Source organism: Frigoribacterium sp. AP1, from assembly GCF_056680555.1.
Window position 1 is genome coordinate 1,788,551 of record NZ_CM155288.1, and the last position, 15,878, is coordinate 1,804,428.

Annotated in this window: 11 protein-coding genes; 3 read left to right on the forward strand and 8 right to left on the reverse strand. The window is 72.7% G+C overall.

All coding sequences use genetic code 11. The features are described 5' to 3' along the window. The first annotated feature begins 38 nt into the window (after nucleotides 1-38). Together AC1MBW_RS08640 and AC1MBW_RS08645 are read left to right on the forward strand one after the other, a co-directional pair. Nucleotides 39-1,541 carry a lipopolysaccharide biosynthesis protein gene (locus AC1MBW_RS08640; RefSeq protein WP_480024179.1) on the forward strand — a complete coding sequence of 501 codons (1,503 nt, stop codon included), beginning with the start codon at nucleotides 39-41 and terminating at the stop codon, nucleotides 1,539-1,541. Then, on the forward strand, nucleotides 1,538-2,545 hold the full coding sequence (locus AC1MBW_RS08645) for a glycosyltransferase family 4 protein (RefSeq protein WP_480024180.1): 1,008 nt from the start codon (nucleotides 1,538-1,540) through the stop codon (nucleotides 2,543-2,545). The genes AC1MBW_RS08640 and AC1MBW_RS08645 overlap by 4 nt, the downstream gene beginning before the upstream one ends. Before the next feature lie 43 nt (nucleotides 2,546-2,588). Here the strand turns inward: AC1MBW_RS08645 and AC1MBW_RS08650 are convergent, their stop codons facing one another. From AC1MBW_RS08650 to AC1MBW_RS08665, 4 genes are all read right to left on the reverse strand, one after another. Further along, complete coding sequence (locus tag AC1MBW_RS08650; protein ID WP_480024181.1) at nucleotides 2,589-3,293, reverse strand: response regulator; 705 nt, start codon at nucleotides 3,291-3,293, stop codon at nucleotides 2,589-2,591. Beyond that, a complete protein-coding gene (locus AC1MBW_RS08655; RefSeq protein WP_480024182.1) occupies nucleotides 3,290-4,558 on the reverse strand; it encodes a sensor histidine kinase in 1,269 nt (422 codons plus the stop codon). Before AC1MBW_RS08655 ends, AC1MBW_RS08650 begins: the two co-directional genes overlap by 4 nt. Nucleotides 4,559-4,673: 115 nt before the next feature. Further along, nucleotides 4,674-5,906 (reverse strand): ATP-binding protein, encoded by a 1,233-nt coding sequence (locus tag AC1MBW_RS08660; protein WP_480024183.1) that lies wholly within the window; start codon nucleotides 5,904-5,906, stop codon nucleotides 4,674-4,676. A gap of 44 nt (nucleotides 5,907-5,950) precedes the next feature. Continuing rightward, complete coding sequence (locus AC1MBW_RS08665) at nucleotides 5,951-6,889, reverse strand: glycosyltransferase family 2 protein (protein ID WP_480024184.1); 939 nt, start codon at nucleotides 6,887-6,889, stop codon at nucleotides 5,951-5,953. Nucleotides 6,890-6,965: 76 nt separating this feature from the next. Here AC1MBW_RS08665 and AC1MBW_RS08670 point away from each other — a divergent pair, with 76 nt between their 5' ends. Further along, complete coding sequence (locus AC1MBW_RS08670) at nucleotides 6,966-7,967, forward strand: glycosyltransferase family 2 protein (RefSeq protein ID WP_235450963.1); 1,002 nt, start codon at nucleotides 6,966-6,968, stop codon at nucleotides 7,965-7,967. Between the two features lie 2 nt (nucleotides 7,968-7,969). Here AC1MBW_RS08670 and AC1MBW_RS08675 read toward each other — a convergent pair whose 3' ends face one another. The 4 genes from AC1MBW_RS08675 to AC1MBW_RS08690 all read right to left on the reverse strand — a co-directional run bounded on the left by AC1MBW_RS08675 (nucleotide 7,970) and on the right by AC1MBW_RS08690 (nucleotide 15,826). Then, nucleotides 7,970-9,028: a glycosyltransferase gene (locus AC1MBW_RS08675; protein ID WP_480024185.1), complete on the reverse strand. Its 1,059-nt coding sequence runs from the start codon at nucleotides 9,026-9,028 to the stop codon at nucleotides 7,970-7,972. Continuing rightward, the gene (locus AC1MBW_RS08680) at nucleotides 9,025-13,743 is read right to left on the reverse strand and encodes a PKD domain-containing protein (RefSeq protein ID WP_480024186.1); all 4,719 of its coding nucleotides are present in this window, start codon (nucleotides 13,741-13,743) and stop codon (nucleotides 9,025-9,027) included. The genes AC1MBW_RS08675 and AC1MBW_RS08680 overlap by 4 nt, the downstream gene beginning before the upstream one ends. A gap of 114 nt (nucleotides 13,744-13,857) precedes the next feature. Then, a complete protein-coding gene (locus AC1MBW_RS08685) occupies nucleotides 13,858-14,520 on the reverse strand; it encodes a DUF4352 domain-containing protein (RefSeq protein WP_480024187.1) in 663 nt (220 codons plus the stop codon). Beyond that, nucleotides 14,504-15,826, reverse strand: coding sequence for an O-antigen ligase family protein (locus AC1MBW_RS08690; RefSeq protein WP_480024188.1), 1,323 nt, complete (start codon nucleotides 15,824-15,826; stop codon nucleotides 14,504-14,506). The genes AC1MBW_RS08685 and AC1MBW_RS08690 overlap by 17 nt, the downstream gene beginning before the upstream one ends. Nucleotides 15,827-15,878: the final 52 nt, after the last annotated feature.

Genomic DNA, 15,878 nt, shown 5'->3' on the forward strand with positions numbered 1-15,878 from the left:
CGACGGGCTCGGCCGGTCGTCCTCGTCGGGGCGGCGCGATGGCCGCCGTGGGATCGACCGCGGCGATCAAGGTGATCGTGATGGGCCTGTCGGGCGTACTCGGCATCATCACGAGCCGCATGATCATCCAGAACTTCGGCACCGACGCCTACGCCCAGTACGGGTTGCTCTCGACGTTCCCGACCCTGCTACCGTTCGCCGACCTCGGCATCGCGGCGATCGTGATCAACGCCGTGGCCGGGTCGTCGTCGGTCCGCACCGACGACTTCGTCAAGCGCTCGATCGTCACGGCCTTCCGCGTGCTGCTGGTGTCGGGCGGCATCATGGTCGCCGTCGCACTGATCATCACGCTCGCCGGCTGGTGGCCGGTGCTGCTCGGCGAAGGGCTGCTGCCCGACGGCGGCTCGCTCGCGGCCGGTCTCTGCCTGGCGGTGTTCGGCCTGGTGATCCCGCTGACGGTCGGCCAGCGCATCCTCGTGGGGCTGAAGAAGACCAGCACGCAGGTGGCCAGCCAGGCCGTCGTGGCGCCGTTCATGCTGCTCGCGATCGGCTCGGCCGTCATGTTCAGCGCGCCGATCGGCAGTTACCTCGCGGTCGTCTCGTACGTGGCCAACAGCCTCGTCTCGGTGATCTGCCTGATCGTGGCGGCGCGCGCCCTGTCGCCGCAGATCGGGTCGGCCGTCAAGCTCGTGCCGCGCGTCCGCAGCTACCGTGGCGTGCCCGCCCTGGGCCTCGCCTGGCCGATGCTCGTGCAGATGATCGCCCTGCCGGTCGCGATGCAGACCGGCCGTCTGCTGCTCAGCCACCTCGCCGGGCCCGACGAGCTCGCCCAGTACAACCTCGCCTCGCAGCTGTTCGGCATCGTGCTGCAGACCGTCGCCGCGGCGGGCATCGCCCTCTGGCCGGTCTACGCGGCGGCCCGGTCGGCCGGTCGCGTCGAGTCGCCGACCGTGCCGACGCTGTGGTTCCTGCTCGGGGGACTCGTGCTGGGCACGGCACTCGCCGTGCTCAGCCCGTTCCTGGCGCGGTTCGTGTCGGGCGGGGCGATCACGCTCGACGGCTGGATGCTCGTCGGCTTCGTGGTCTTCGTCGGCCTGCAGGCGGCCAAGTACCCGGTCGGCATGTACATGACCGACAAGACCGGACTGGTCTTCCAGGTGCTGCCGATCGTGCTGATGGTCCCGCTCAACCTCGGGCTGTCGTGGTGGTTCATCGGGCAGGTCGGGGCGGCGGGACCCGTGCTGGGCTCGGCGATCTCGGTGGCGCTCTGCCAGCTCGTGCCGAACCTCTGGTACGTGTCGCGCGACCTGGGTCGACGTCGGGCCGAGGCGGCGGCGGGCGGTGCGGGTGGCGGCGGCGTGGTCGACGAGTCGGCGGACGGCGAGGGCGCCACGGCGGCCGCGGGCCTCGACGTCGACGAGCAGCGCGGTGACGAGACCGCGACCGACCAGGCGATCGCCGAGCGAGCGGTGGCCGAACGGGCCGCCGAGGAGCGCGCGCACGACCAGCGCACCGATGACGAGGAGAAGGAGGCGCGGTGATCGAGGTCCTGTTCGCGACCGAACGCGACGTGGCCGGCTGGGCCGCCGACCACGCGGCGGGTCGTCGGCCCGGCCTCTGGCCCTACGGCCTCGAGGCGCTGCGCGACTCGGACCCGGAGGCGCGCATCGCCTCGGTCGCGGAACCCGGCCGCCTGCAGGTGCTGCGCGACCGGGTGGTGCCGCGCCGCGCCTCCTCGTCCGGGGTCCCGTCGAGTGACGTCGGGGTGACCTGGGACGAGAACGTCGCGCGGCGGATGCTGCTGACGCGGCCGCACGACCGGATGTACACGGGTGTTATCTGGGTGACCGACCGGGTCGAGCGCGGGCAGGACGTCGGACGCATGCGCGACGTGCTGCGACGGATGAGCGGGCTCTGGGTGATCAGCCGGGGGCAGGTCGAGCCGCTGCGACGGTTCGTCGGTGAGGACGGGCCCCCGGTCGGGTTCTTCACCTTCGGGGTCGACGAGGAGTTCTTCGCGGCGCGTCCGTGGCCCTCGCGACCGATGGTGCTGAGCATCGGGGGCGACCGCGACCGGGACCCGGCGACGCTGTTCGCGACGCTGGAGCGCGTGCACGCCGAGCGGCCGGACGTCGAGCTGGTCGTGCAGACGACGAGCGACGCGGCACCGCCCGAGGGCGTCACGGTGGTGCCGCACGTCTCGCACCGCGAGCTGGCCGAGCTGTACGCACGGGCGTCGGTCGTGGCCGTCGCGACGCGCGACAACCTGCACGCGTCCGGCATGACGGTCAGCCTCGAGGCGATGGCGACGGGGCGGCCCGTCGTGATGACGAACACTCCGGGCATCGAGGACTACGTGGAGCACGAACGCACGGGGTTGCTGGCGCCGGTGGGAGATGCGTCGGCGCTCGCGGCGCACGTGCTGCGGCTGCTCGACGACGAGGCCGAGGCCCGGGCGTTCGGCGTGGCGGGGCGGGCCCTCGTCGAGGAACGACTGACGACGCGGGACCTGGCGGCGTCGCTGGCGGAGTTCGTCGCGGGCTGAGGGCGTCGGGTCCGGCTCTGCTCGGCGGCGTGCCCGCGCTCCGCTAGTCGGTCGTCGCCGGCACGGGCCGTGTGCCGTCAGGGCGGGCCGCGCGGACGACGAGCGCGAGCTGGACCCGGTTCGTGACGGCGAGCTTGTCGTAGGCGTGGCCGACGTGGGTCTTCACGGTGGCGACGCTGACGAAGAGGCCGGCGGCGATCTCGGCGTTCGTGGCACCCTCGGCCACCGCGACGGCCACCTCCCTCTCACGGTCGGTCAGGAGGGCCAGCCGGGACCGGGCATCGGCGGCCGAGGCGGACTCGTCCGGGCCGGTGGCCCGGGTGGCGGCGGTGATCACGCGATCGAGCACGCTCGGCGACAGGATCGAGCGTCCGCGGGCGACGGCGAGGACGGCGTCGACGAGCTCACCCGGCGGGGTGTCCTTCACGAGGAATCCGCGGGCACCGCGTTGCAACGCCCCCAGCACGAGGTCGTCGGCCTCGAACGTCGTCAGCACGACCACCCGCAGGTCGGGCCGTCGGGCCAGCTCGCGCTCGGTCGCCTCGAGCCCGTCGCAGCGCGGCATGCGGATGTCCATCAACACGACGTCCGGTGCCGTGCGGGCGATGACGGCGGCGGCGTCGAGTCCGTCCACGGCCTCGCCCACGAGCTCGACGTCGACGTGCCCGCCCAGGATGAGGCGGAGTCCCGACCGCACCAGGGCGTCGTCGTCGACGACCACGACCCGGACCGGACGCGGGCCGGTCATCGCGTCCACGGCAGGTCGGCCTCGACGACGAAGTCGTCCCCGTCGGGGCCCGCCCCGAAGTGGCCGTCCACCAGCCGCACGCGCTCGGCCAGGCCTGCCAGGCCGTGGCCCGTGCGGTTCTCGGCCGTGGCGTCGGGCGCGGGGTTCGTGACACGGATGCGGACGACGTCCGTCGTGCCGATCGAGACCGACACCCGGATCGGCTGTCCGGGTGCGTGCCGACGGGCGTTCGTCAGGGCCTCCTGGACGATGCGGTAGGCGTGCCGGCCGACGGTGGTCGGCACCTCGGCCAGACGCTCGGCGTCGTCGATCGAGGACGTGACCGACGAGCCCGCCTCACGCGCCTCGGTGACGAGGGCGTCGAGCTCGAGCAGCGTGGGTTGAGGAGGCGCGGTGACGGTGACCTCGGAGGCCCCGCCCGCGTCCGGGTCGCGCAGCACCCCCAGCACGTCTCGCAGGTCGGAGAGCGCCGAGTGGGCCTCGGCCCGGACGACGGCCGCGGCGGCGACGGTCTCGTCGGGGTCGAGGTCGCGGCCCCGGTACTCGAGCGCCCCGGCGTGCAGGGCGACGAGGGAGAGCCGGTGCCCGAGGACGTCGTGCATCTCGCGGGCCAGGTGGGCCCGTTCGCCGTCCCGGGCCCGCTCCTCGCGGAGTGCCTGGTCGCGCTCGACGAGGAGCGCCCGCTCGCGCAGCGAGGAGACGAGGGCGCGTCGCGACCCGATCACCACGCCGACCAGCGCGAGGAGCGCGTAGGCGAGGACGACGGCACCGAGGGCGACGGTCATCCACCCGACGGAGGTCCCGTCGTCGGTCGAGCGGAACACGAGGAGTTCCGCGACCACCGTGGCCGCGACGAACACGGCTCCGGCGGCCACGATCTCGCCGAGGCGTCGGCGCGTGGCCAGCGACACGACGGCCAGGGCGGCGGCCCCGACCGCGAGGGTCGAGAACGACGCCAGGCCGACGACGACGAGGGTGACGGCGAACGGTGCCCGGTGGCGGAACGGGACGAGGACGAGGGCGGCCGATCCGGCGAGCACGTCACCGACGATGCTGGCCCCGACCCGGGCGTCGCTCCAGCCGCTCATGTCGGTCGACGGCCAGACCACGGCGAAGGCCACCAGCCCGGTCGTCAGGGCCACGCCGAGGCGCCACGACCCCGCCCAGAGTCGTCGGGCCCGGGACGGCCGCGGACCATCCGCGGACCCCTCGCCGTCGTCGGTCCCGGGCGTCGCGGTCGCGGGTCGTGCGGTGGCTGTGCTCATGGGTCGAGCATAGGAAGCGGCCGGCGGGCGGGGATCGACCGATGGTCGGAGATCATGGGATGCGCCGCCGTGCGCGAGGAGCGGCGGCCCGTGCCCGAACTCAGCCCGCTCGAACTCAGCCCGCTCGGGGCCAGTCCGTCGTCAGGTAGGCCTCGACGGCACGGTTGCGGAACGCGTACGGCTTGCCCCGGCTGACCACGCCACGCACCGTGTCGAGCCGTTGCGAGGTGGGCCCGAGCTGGGCGCCCGAGGCCAGGCCCATCGCCTCGGCGATCGCGTTGAGGGTGCGTTCTGCGGCGGGCAGCGACGCCATGGCCCGCAAGAACTCGTGCTCACGCGGGGGGAGGCGGTTCAGGATGCGCTCGACGTGGGCCGACGCCTCGCTCTCGGCTCCGCGCCAGCCGGCCACGACGTCCTCCTCGGAGACGACGGGTGCCGTCGCGACGTTCCACGCCCGCTGGCCGGCGAGCTGGAACAGGAATGGCTCGCCGCAGCTGAGGGCCGCGATCGCCTTCGCCGCCGCAGGGTCCATGCGGACGGTCTCGACGGCACCGTGGTCGCCGGCGGTCTCCCACCCCGCGATCACGAAGGGCTGGAGTGCCTCGAGGATGTCGCCCTCGTCGAGGGGACCGAGCGTGATGGTGCGGAACCGTCGGGCGAAGGTCGCCCCTTTCCGGGCACCCGCCATGTCTTCGAAGTCGGGCAGGCCCGTGAGGTAGACGGCGACGGGCAGGTAGCGGGACACCGTGCCTCCGCCGGGCACGGTGACCTCGACCTCGTGCGACAGGGCGTCGCCGAGGGCGATGAGGAGCTGCGAGAGGGCGGCCTCGTCGCCGATGTTCTGCACCTCGTCGACGTGGATCATCACGACGGCGTCCTGCTCGATCGCCGCCTGGCCGAGTTCGACGAGGAGCTCGAAGAGGGCCGTGAACGGCTCGGGGCCGTCGGCGCCGCGGGTCGTCACCGAGAACCCGGTCACGGCCACCTGCTCGACCCTGGCGAGCAGGTCGAGGACGCCCCTCCGGGTCGAGGTGCGGAGCCCGGCGCGGTCGGCCAGTCGCAGGACGGCGGAGGCGATGATCTTGAGGGGATCGGCCCCGGTGGGCATGCGCAGCTGCGGCGTCACCCAGTCGCCGGCTTCGGCGGCGTCGCGGGCGATGCGGCGGACGAGGCTCGACTTGCCGGTGCCCGGTTCGCCGAGGATCGTCCGTCCTGTCTCGTAGAGACCGGCGTGCCGACGGGGTCGCAGGACCTGGTGCCAGTCGCTCAACTGCTCGGTTCGGCCGGCCCAGACGTCGGGCACGACGTCGGAGCCTGCCTGGAACGGGTTGGTGAGGGGAGATCGCACGGTGATAAATTTATCAGAGTCGAGGTCGACCCTTGATAAATTTATCAGCGGGCCGACCGGGCCCGGCGCCGCAGCTCGGCCGCCACGATCCGACGCCCCTCGAGCACGGCCCGCAGTCCGACGAGCAGCGTGCCCGGCGACCGCACGAACTGCCGCCGACCGCCCTGCAGCAGCACCTCCCACGCGATGCGCGGGGTCAGGCGTCGCCACCGGCGCAGGTCGTCGTCGTCGAGGTGCTTCGCCGCGAACAGCAGACGGTTGCGGATGTTGTACCGGTAGTACCCGGCCGACTTGGCCTGCCCCGACCGGTCGGCCCCGCCGGCGGTCTGCGTGCCGCCCTCGGCGTGGACGACGGTGACGTCGTCGAGCAACCGGAGCGCGCCTCCTGCGCTCACGACGCGGCGGGACAGGTCGACGTCCTCCCAATAGAGGAAGTAGTCGTCGTCGAAGCCGCCGCAGAGTTGCCACAGCTCGTCGCTCAGCACGAGGCAGGCACCGCTGAGCCATTCCTCGACGCGGGCGCCGGGCTGTCGTCGCCGTCGCGACCGGATGCGCCCGTCGTCCAGGTACAGGTCGCTGCCGGCCGACCAGACGCTGCCGTCGGGGCGCAGCACGGTCGGCGCGCCCATCGTCAGCGGTTCGGACGAGGAGGCGCGGTGCAAGGCGGCGAGGGCCCCCGCGTCCGCGAGGGCGTCCGGGTTGAGCAGCACGTGGTGGCGCGCCCCGGCCTCGCGGGCCCGGGCGACGCCGAGGTTGACCCCGGTGCCGAAGCCCTCGTTGCCGTCGGGCGCGACGAGGTGCCAGCCCTCGGCCGCGGCCAGCTCGCTCGCGCGGGCGCGCTCGGCCGCCCCCGACCAGTTGTCGACGACGACCACGACGAGACCCTCGGTCGCCCGCGAGACGGGCACGAGGTTCTGCCGCAGCAGGTCGGTCGAGCCGTAGTTGACGACGACCACCGAGAGGCCGGCGAGCGACTCACCCACGGTTCGTCCCCCGTCCACCCGCAGGAGGCGCGGTGACCGACCCGACACCGGTCACCGACCTGACATGCTGGGGCCCGTGACGACCGACCCGACCGCCCCGCGCCTCCTGACCATCGCCGTGCTGACCTTCCGCCGGCCGCGGGACCTCGACGCGGTGCTGCCGCTGCTCGTCGAGCAGGCCCGCAGCGTGCGCGGACTCGGAGTCGAGGCGCGCGTGCTCGTGGTCGACAACGACGCGAGCGGGTCGGGGCGCGAGCGCGTCGAGGCGGCGGCGCTCGCCGCGGCCGGCCCGGGTGACGATGTCGAGCCCGTGGCGGTGGACTACGTCGTGGAGACGACCCCGGGCATCGCCTCGGCCCGCAACCGGGCACTCGCGGAGAGCGGCGACAGCGACCTGCTGGTCTTCATCGACGACGACGAGCGGCCGTCCGAGCAGTGGCTGCACGCGCTGGTCGCCCTCCAGGCCGAGACCGGTGCCGCGGCCGTCGTCGGCCCCGTGCGCAGCGAGTACGAGGTCGAGCCCGAGCCGTTCATCGTCGAGGGCCGCTTCTTCGTGCGCCGCCGACTCGCGACCGGCACGCCCGTCGACGTCGCGGCCACCAACAACCTGCTGCTCGACCTCGCCGCGGTGCGCCGTCAGGGCCTGGTCTTCGACGTCGCGCTCGGGCAGCTCGGCGGCGAGGACACGCTGTTCACCCGCAGCCTGGTCGCGGGCGGCGGCACGATCCTGTGGTGCGCCGAGGCGGTCGTCACCGACGTCGTCCCCGCACACCGGGTCACGCGGCGCTGGGTCGTGCAGCGCGCCTACAGCAGCGGCAACGGCTGGAGCCTCACCTCGGTGATGCTGTCCGCGCGAGGGGCCTCGCGACTGGGCACGCGCCTCCGGCTGTCGGCCAAGGGCGGCGTGCGCGTCGTCGGCGGTCTGGGTCGGTACGCCATCGGCACGGTGACCCGCCCCCTCGGGCGACGGTCGCTGGGGCAACGCGCTCGCGGCGTCCGCACGATGGCCCGGGGCGCCGGCATGGTGGCGGGCGCGTGGGGCGCGGGGTACCGGGAGTACGGCCGCGTCGACGGCTGACCTCACGGGCGGACCCGACGTCCGACGCCTCGGCCTCGGGTGGCGGCGATCGCCCGGCGGTACGCCGCGACGTGCGCCTCACCGGCACGGTCCCAGTCACGGGCCGACAGATCGGGGCGGGCGTCGTCGTCCAGCCGTGAGGCCGCGTCGAGCGCGTCCTCGACGTCGTCGGGACCGAGGTCGTCGGCGTACTGCCGGACCCAGTCGGCACCGACCTCGTCGGCCAGGCGGGCGTTGACCTCGTTGGCGGGCACGAGCACGGGCCGCCCGAGCGACAGGGCCGTCAGCACACCGCCCGAGTTGTGCATCTCGCGATAGGGGAGCACGACGAGCTCGGCCCGGCGCACCACGTCGATGAGGGCTTCGTCGTCGAGGAACCGCAGGTCGAGGCTGACCCGGGGGTCGCCGGCCGCGAGCTGCTCGAGGCCGTGGGCGAGCTCGGGAGTGGAGGGCTTCCCGGCGGCGTGCAGTCGACGGTCGTCGCCACGCACGCCACGGAAGGCCCGGACGAGGCCGTCGACCCCCTTGTAGCGACGGATGAAGCCGAAGTACGACACCCGGCCGGCCTCGCGCGACGGCCACGGCCAGCGCGCGAACCAGTCGACGTAGTGGCCGTGGGGGATGAGCGCGCCGAGGGCGTCGGGGTGCTCGGGCGTCTCGTCGTTCAGTCGCACCCAGAGCGCGGTGCGTCGCTCGATCCAGCGCAGCAGGACGCGCTCGCGGCGGGAGATGCCGCTCGGCAGCTCGAGGTTGTGCTCGGTGCGGACGATCGGGGTGCGCGTCAGTCGCAGCTTCGTCACCAGGGCGACGGTCAACGCCTGACGCACGAGCGCCTTGAGCGGGCTCTGCCCCGAGACGAGGATCTCGGGCCAGTGCACGTGGAACACGTCGTAACGGCCGAACAGCGCGCCCCTCCAGTCGAAGGTGCGCACCTCGACCCCGGGGACCGCGCCGACGGCGTCCCGGAGCATCACGAGGTAGGGGTTCGTCGTCGGTCGCGGTCGGGGGAACGACTGCTGGACGACGAGCCCGCTCGGGTGCTCCGGGGCGACGTCGGTCACGGTTTGAAGACGCTCAGGTCGTCGAACGAGACCGTCTGCGGGGCGTTGGTGGCGGAGCCCGAGGCGTAGGCGGCCAGGGCCACCGAGCCCGGGGCCTGCAGGCCGGCGAACGTGTCGGTCGTCGAGACGGTCCAGGCCGTGGGCTCGGTCGTGCCGTCGATCCAGACCTTCGCCCGGATCGTCGTCGTGCCGGAGCCGCTGACCTCGAGTCGGACGTTGACCTTGGCGCCCGGCGTGACCGTGCCCGGCACCAGCGTCTCGTTCACCAGGGTGACGTTGGTCGACGTGCCCTTGTACGCGTTGAGAGCGACGACGACGCGTCCGTCCGAGCGATAGCGCAGGGTCGCGCGGTACTCGGAGTTCGTCGCCACCTTGCGGCCCGTGACGTAGACGAACGTGCCGCCTCCGGTCGCCGCCTTGTCGAGGCTGACGCTGGTGCGCAGGTCGCTGTCGGTCGCGCTGACGCCGGTGAGGGACATCGAGGTGCTCCAGCCGGCGGCGCCCAGGTACTGGGTGCCGACGCCCTTCGCGACCGCGTACTGCGAGGCCTGGCCGGTGCGCGTCCACGCGCCGCCGACGTCGGCCGAACCCCAGCCGTTGCTCGCCGAGCGGCCGAAGCCGTCCTGGGCGACTGCCGTGACCACGGGAGGCGCGGTGACGGTCACCGTGGAGGTGCGGGTCCCCGTGGCGCCCTTGTCGTCGGTCACGACGAGGGTCACCGTGTACGTGCCCCCGGTGGCGTAGTCGTGCTTCGCCGTGCTGCCGGTCGCCGTGCCGCCGTCGCCGAAGTCCCAGGCGTAGGTGGCGACGGTGCCGTCGGAGTCGCTCGAGGCGCGTCCGTCGGTGGAGACCGCGAGCTTGTCGGTGGCTGTCGTGAACGACGCCGTGGGGGCCGCGTTGGGGATCGGCGCGACCGTGACGGTTCCCGTCGAGCTGCCCGACGCACCCTTGTCGTCGGTCACCGTGAGGGTCACGGTGTACGTGCCGGCCGCCGCGTACGAGTGCGAGGCGGTCTTCCCGGTGGCGGTGCCGCCGTCCCCGAAGGTCCAGGCGTAGCCGGCCACGGTCCCGTCGGGGTCGGACGACGCCGACGCGTCGGTCGACACCGCCAGGCCCGTCGAGGCGCTCGAGAACGACGCCGTGGGGGCGACGTTCGCCGGCGGGGCCGGGGCGACGGTGACCGTGCCGGTCGAGGTGCCGGTGGCGCCCTCGTCGTCGGTCACCGTGAGGGTCACGGTGTAGGTGCCCGCTACGGCATACGTGTGGTTCGCCGTGGAGCCGGTGGCTGCCGCCGTGCCGTCGCCGAAGTCCCAACGGTACGACGCGATGCTGCCGTCGGGGTCGGTCGAGGCCGTCCCGTCGACGGCGACGACCAGGTGGTCGACGGTCGAGGCGAAGGAAGCGCTGGGCGCCTGGTTCACGCGGGGCGCCGTCACCGTCACGCTCGCGGTCGACGTGCCGACCGCACCCCGGTCGTCCGTCACGGTCAGCGTGACCGTGTAGGTGCCGCCCGCCGCGTAGGTGTGCGAGGGCTTGACCCCCGACGCCGCGGCGCTGCCGTCACCGAAGTCCCAGGCGTACGAGGCGACCGAGCCGTCACCGTCGACCGAGGTGCTGCCGTCGAACGTGGCACCGAGACCGGTGGTCGACGAGGTGAAGGCCGCCGTGGGCGAAGCGTTCGGCTTGTCCGCGCCGAGCGCGTAGTGCTGCGCGACCGTCGTGGCGTCGAGGGGGCGGGCGTAGACCGCGGCCTCGTCGAGGCTGCCGGCCCAGTAGCCCGAGCCCGAGTTCCACGAGCTGTCGCCACCGAGGCGCCAGTACCCGCGGAAGCCGTCCGACCCGGTGGCCTGGTTCGACCCGACCTGGGCGCCGTCGACGTAGAGCTTCATCCCGTCGGGGCCCTGGGTCGCGACCATGTGGTGCCAGCGGCCGTCGTTGTAGCTGGCCGTGCTGCTCGCCAGGTTCATCTGACCGGTCCAGATGCCGAACTGGAGGCGACCGTCCTGCTCCATGTAGACGTGGCGGTCGTAGTTGCCGCTGTAGCCGGTCTGCTGGTTGCCGAAGCCGATCAGCTTGCCACCCGAGGTCGTGGTCGTGTTGAACCAGGTCTCGAGCGAGTAGGTGTTCGGAGCGTCGTACGAGGTGGTGGTCGAGACGCCGCCGGACGAGCCGTCGAACCGCGCCGAGTGGCCCGACCCCGACGAGATCGCCGGAGCGTCACCGGTCGTGACGCCGCCGCTCACCAGGCCGTCGGTGCCGACGGGCGAGGAGTCGGCCGCCACGGAGCCCCCGTCGCCGTCGAGGCGGAAGTACGCCTCGGGGTCGTCCTGGAACACCCGGGCACCGTAGGCGTCGGTCGGGGCCTTCGGCAGCCTGCTCGCGCGTCCCGAGGCGACCCACTGGCCGTCGACCTGCTTGCCGCTCAGGGCCGTCGGGTAGATCGACACGTCGTCGATGTCGCCCTGGAAGTACGGGGCGCCGTTCCAGTTGTTGTCGCCGCCGATGCGCCAGAAGCCGGTGTAGTCCTGGCCACTGGTGGTCCCGGCGTCGGTCGCGATCTTCTTGCCGTCGACGTAGAACGACTGGCCGGCCGAGCTCAGCGTGCCGACCACCTGGTGCCACTGGCCGTCGTTGAGGGCGGTCGGGCTCGTGATGATGCGCGACGAGCCGGGGTAGACGCCGAACGACACGCGGCCCTGCGGGTCCATGTAGAGGTGGCGGTCGTACGAACCCGAGAGGCCCGTCCGGTTGCTGCCGAAGCCGACGATCTTGCCGCCGGTCGTCGACGTCGTCCGGAACCACGCCTGCACCGAGAACGTCTGGGGGGCGGTGATGGCCGACGTCGTCGACGAGAGGCCGGTGTCCGTGCCCGAGAAGGTGCTCGAGCCGTCCGAGTCGGTCGACGCCTGGCCGCTGGCCCCGCGTGTCACGCCGGCCTGGGCCTGCTGGTCGTCGAACGCGATCGAGTCGTAGACGGTCGAGCCGCTCTTCTCGCCGAGGCGCCAGAGGGACGTGGCGCCGTCGGCGGACACCTGCTGCTGGTAGGGCGAGGGGGCGGTGGTCGACACCGTCACCGAGACGGTGTCACCGAGGACGGTGTTGCCGAGCGGGTCGGTGGCGCGCACGCGGTAATCGTGCGTGCTGCCCGGCGTGAGCCCCTTGTCGACGAACCCGATGGAGGGGCGTTTCCAGAAGGTCGAGGACGCCGTCGTCGAGTAGACGGGCGTCGTGAGGTTGCCGTCGCGGTAGACCTGGTAGGCCAGGTTGGCGTTGTCGCGGTCCCAGTTGGACTGCCACGCGACCCGGACGCTGCCGGACTCGAGGGAGACGAGGGTGGGCTCGAACAGGGCACCCGAGTACACCGGGCCCTCCTTGTTCGGCGCGATGCTCGACACGGCGAAGCGGGTCAGGCCGTACTGGGCCTTGCCGTTGACCGTCGGGAACTCCCCGCCGTAGACCACGTACTTGTCGTTCGCAGCGACGCTCCACGGGCCCTGGTTCTGGCCGGTGTAGCTGCCGGTGCCGAAGTCGGGGAACCAGTTCAGGATGCTCGGGGCCGGGTTGCCCGCGAAATTGTAGTAGCCCATGGGGTCGTTGGTGACCGTCTGGGTCGCCGAGTCGCTGAAGGCCATCGCCCGCTGGAAGGTCCAGGGGTCGGTCTGCGGCTGGCCGCCGATGTTGCCGCAATAGTGCGGGTGGCCGGCGATGTAGACGGCCGTGCTGTTCGCGGCGACCGAGTAGGTGTCGCCGTGGCAGTCCTCGACCCAGACGAGGTCGCCACCCCAGGTCGACTTGAAGGCACCCTCGAGACGGCCACCGCCGCCGAAGGTGTAACCCGAGCCGTATACGCCGTTCGCCGTGGCGCTCAGGCTGTAGATCGCGGCCTGGCCGCCGCCGTTGCGGATCACGTCGTTGGCCTGGAACGGCAGGTTCGCCGCCGAGGTCGAGTCGACCATGGCGAGACCGTAGCCGGGCTGCGAGGAACCGTTGACCGAGCTGAACGACCCGCCGAGCACGATCTTCGACCCGTCCGGGCTCGCGACCATCGCCAGCACGTCACCACCGGCGATCTGCGGCGCCCAGGCCAGGTTGGTGCCGTTGGACGCCGTCACGGCGGCGGCCTTGGTGCGCGTGTCCTTGCCGATGCTCGAGAAGACGCCGGCGACGTAGACGTTCGGGCCGACCGCGGCGATGGCGTTGACCGTCGCGTTGGTGCCGGGGTTCCAGCTGGTCACCAGGGTGCCCGTCGCCGGGTCGAGGGCGGCGAGGCGGTACTTGGCGACGCCGTTGACCTTCGTGAAGGCGCCACCGATGTAGAGGCGTTTGCCGTCGGGCGAGGCCGCGAGGGCCTTGACCTGGCCGTCGATGACCGGGGCGAAGGTCGTCGAGAGCGCTCCCGAGGTGATGTCGTACGCCAGCAGGTAGCTGCGGGGGACCTCGTTCACACCGGGCGCGGAGCCGGCCGGGCGCGCCTTGGTGAACTTGCCGGCCGCGTAGACCGTGTTGCCGACGATGACCTGCGAGAAGACCGAGCCGTCGATCTGCGGCGTGGGCAGTGCGTCGGCGGTGACGGTCGCCGGCGTCGACGGCGATGTCGGGTCGGCGGGTGCGGAGTCGGCCTGGGCGGGCTGGACTCCGATCAGGACGGACAGGAGCACGGAAGATGCAGCGACGATCGCGGGCAGGCGAAGGCGCGACGAGACGGTTCGTCCCATGGGGGAGCCTCATTCGGGTCGGGTAGGCGACATCGGCATTCGGGTACCGATGGCTTGACGACTATAAGGTCCCCCCAAGGGGGGACAATGGCCCCCGTTCTGGGTACAGGGGTTCTACGAGGTCGATCCCTCGAAGACGACGACGGGCACGTCGACGGCGTAGTCGAAGGTCAGCCGCAGGTCGTCCTGTGCGTCCGCGGGCACGGCGAACACGAAGACTCCCGTGGCGGTGGCACCGGCCGCGACCGAGGCCGGGAACGAAGAAGTCCCGGTCGAGAACGTGTTGGCCGGTGTCCGACCGGTGCCGTAGGCCAGGTTGACGACCACGGTCGACAGGTCGACGGGAGCCGTCGACGCGTTGTACACCTCGAGCTCGGCGCGGACCGCCGGTCCCGACACCTCACCCGGCAGCGCGGCCTCGCCCTCGACCCCGTCCAGGCTTTTCACCCGGACCGTCACCCCGTCGACGACGGCGGGCGACTCGTCGAGGCCGACGGGTGGCGACTCGGGTGTGTCGGGGGCGGCGGCCGGCGGCGTGGTCGACGTCGGGGCGTCCGTGGTCGAGGGGTCGGTCGCGGAGCCCGACGGGTCGCCGGTCGGCGGCGAGCTCGACGCCGTGCCGTCCGTCGAGGGGGCGCCGTCGCCGCGACCGGTGAGCACGAGGGCGACCACCACGGCGACCACGACGACGACGGCGACCGCCACGGCGGCGATCAGGCGGCGTCGGGGGGCGGTGGCGGGGGTCGACCCGGTGGTCGCATCACCTTCCGGCGACATGGGGCACTCCTGGTTCGGGTCGGGGGAGGAACGCGAGGGCGAGTGCCAGCACGAGCGTCGGGAACGACGTGTAGAACGGCGCGAAGAAGACGTTCCAGACGCTCTGCGACGCGGCGTAGAGCAGCAGTCCGCTGGCCGTCCCGTCGGCGAGGCGACGGACCACGCCGACCGCGAGCACGACGATCGCGGTGGCGACGAGCAGCAGGCCGACGATGCCGGACTGGGCCCAGATGTCTCCGAACACCGAGTGCAGTTCGACGTGGCCGCCGAACATGAAGCGTTCGACGTAGCCGTTGTTCGGCTGGTAGCCGATGGCGTTCATCCCCTCCTTCGCGACCTGGACGTCTTCGGGGGTCGGCACGGAACCGGTGCCGAAGCCCCACGGGTGGTGCTCCATGAGGCCGAGCGTGGCCGCGAGTTCGGGCCGTCCGCCGAGGATCAGCGACCCTGACTGTCGCAGCTGTTCGAGGCTGCGGGCCTGCGTCGTCACACCGAGGTAGCCGTCGAGGATGAGGGCCTGCCCCAGCTGGTAGACCGCCACCCCGAGCCCGCCCAGCCCGACGACGACGGCGATCGCCGACGGTCTCCGGTGGGGGCGGACGATCGCGATCTGGGCGAAGACCAACAGTGCGGCCAGCAGCAGCAGCCCGAAGGCCGAGCGCGAGTCGTTGAGTGCCGCGACCACGATGAGGACGGCGAGGGCACCGAGTTCCCATCGACGGCCGAACCGGGCGGCGAGGGCGAGCAGGATCACCGTGGCGGGCAGCGCGAAGCCGAACTTCCAAGGGTTCGTGGCGAACAGCGTGGTGTCGGGGGTGAAGCCAAGGGCCAGCCCGACGCCGAACCAGAGGCCGGCGCGAGGCGATGTCAGGACGTCGCGACCCCAGACGAACAGGCCGACGCTGAGGACGGTGCCCACGAGGAAGACCGTCCCCGGGATGACCGCGGTCGGGTCGGTCTCGTGGTCGGCGGCGTTGGCGACGCCCAGCCAGAGCCCGGCGACGGGGGCCAGCAGACCCAGTCCGACGAAGAGCGTTCCCCCGTGCTGACGGCGCAGGTGGGCCCACCAGACGGGCAGCATGACGAGCGCGACCACGAAGCCGACCTGGAGGCTCTGCGGCAGGGTGAACCTCATGCCCAGCAGCACGAGGCAGGCGGCCGCGAGGCCGCGCACCCAGACCCGCGGCTCGAGCGGCGCGTCGCGACCGTCCGGGGTGCCGAGGGGCGACGGGCGCCACGAGGAGGCGCGCGCGGCCCCTCGACGCAGGGTCGCCGAGGCCCCCTGGCCGGCTTCGGGTGGCGTCATGCGTGAACTCTAGGCGACGCCGGCGTGTGGCCGGACACCCCCGACGGGTGGC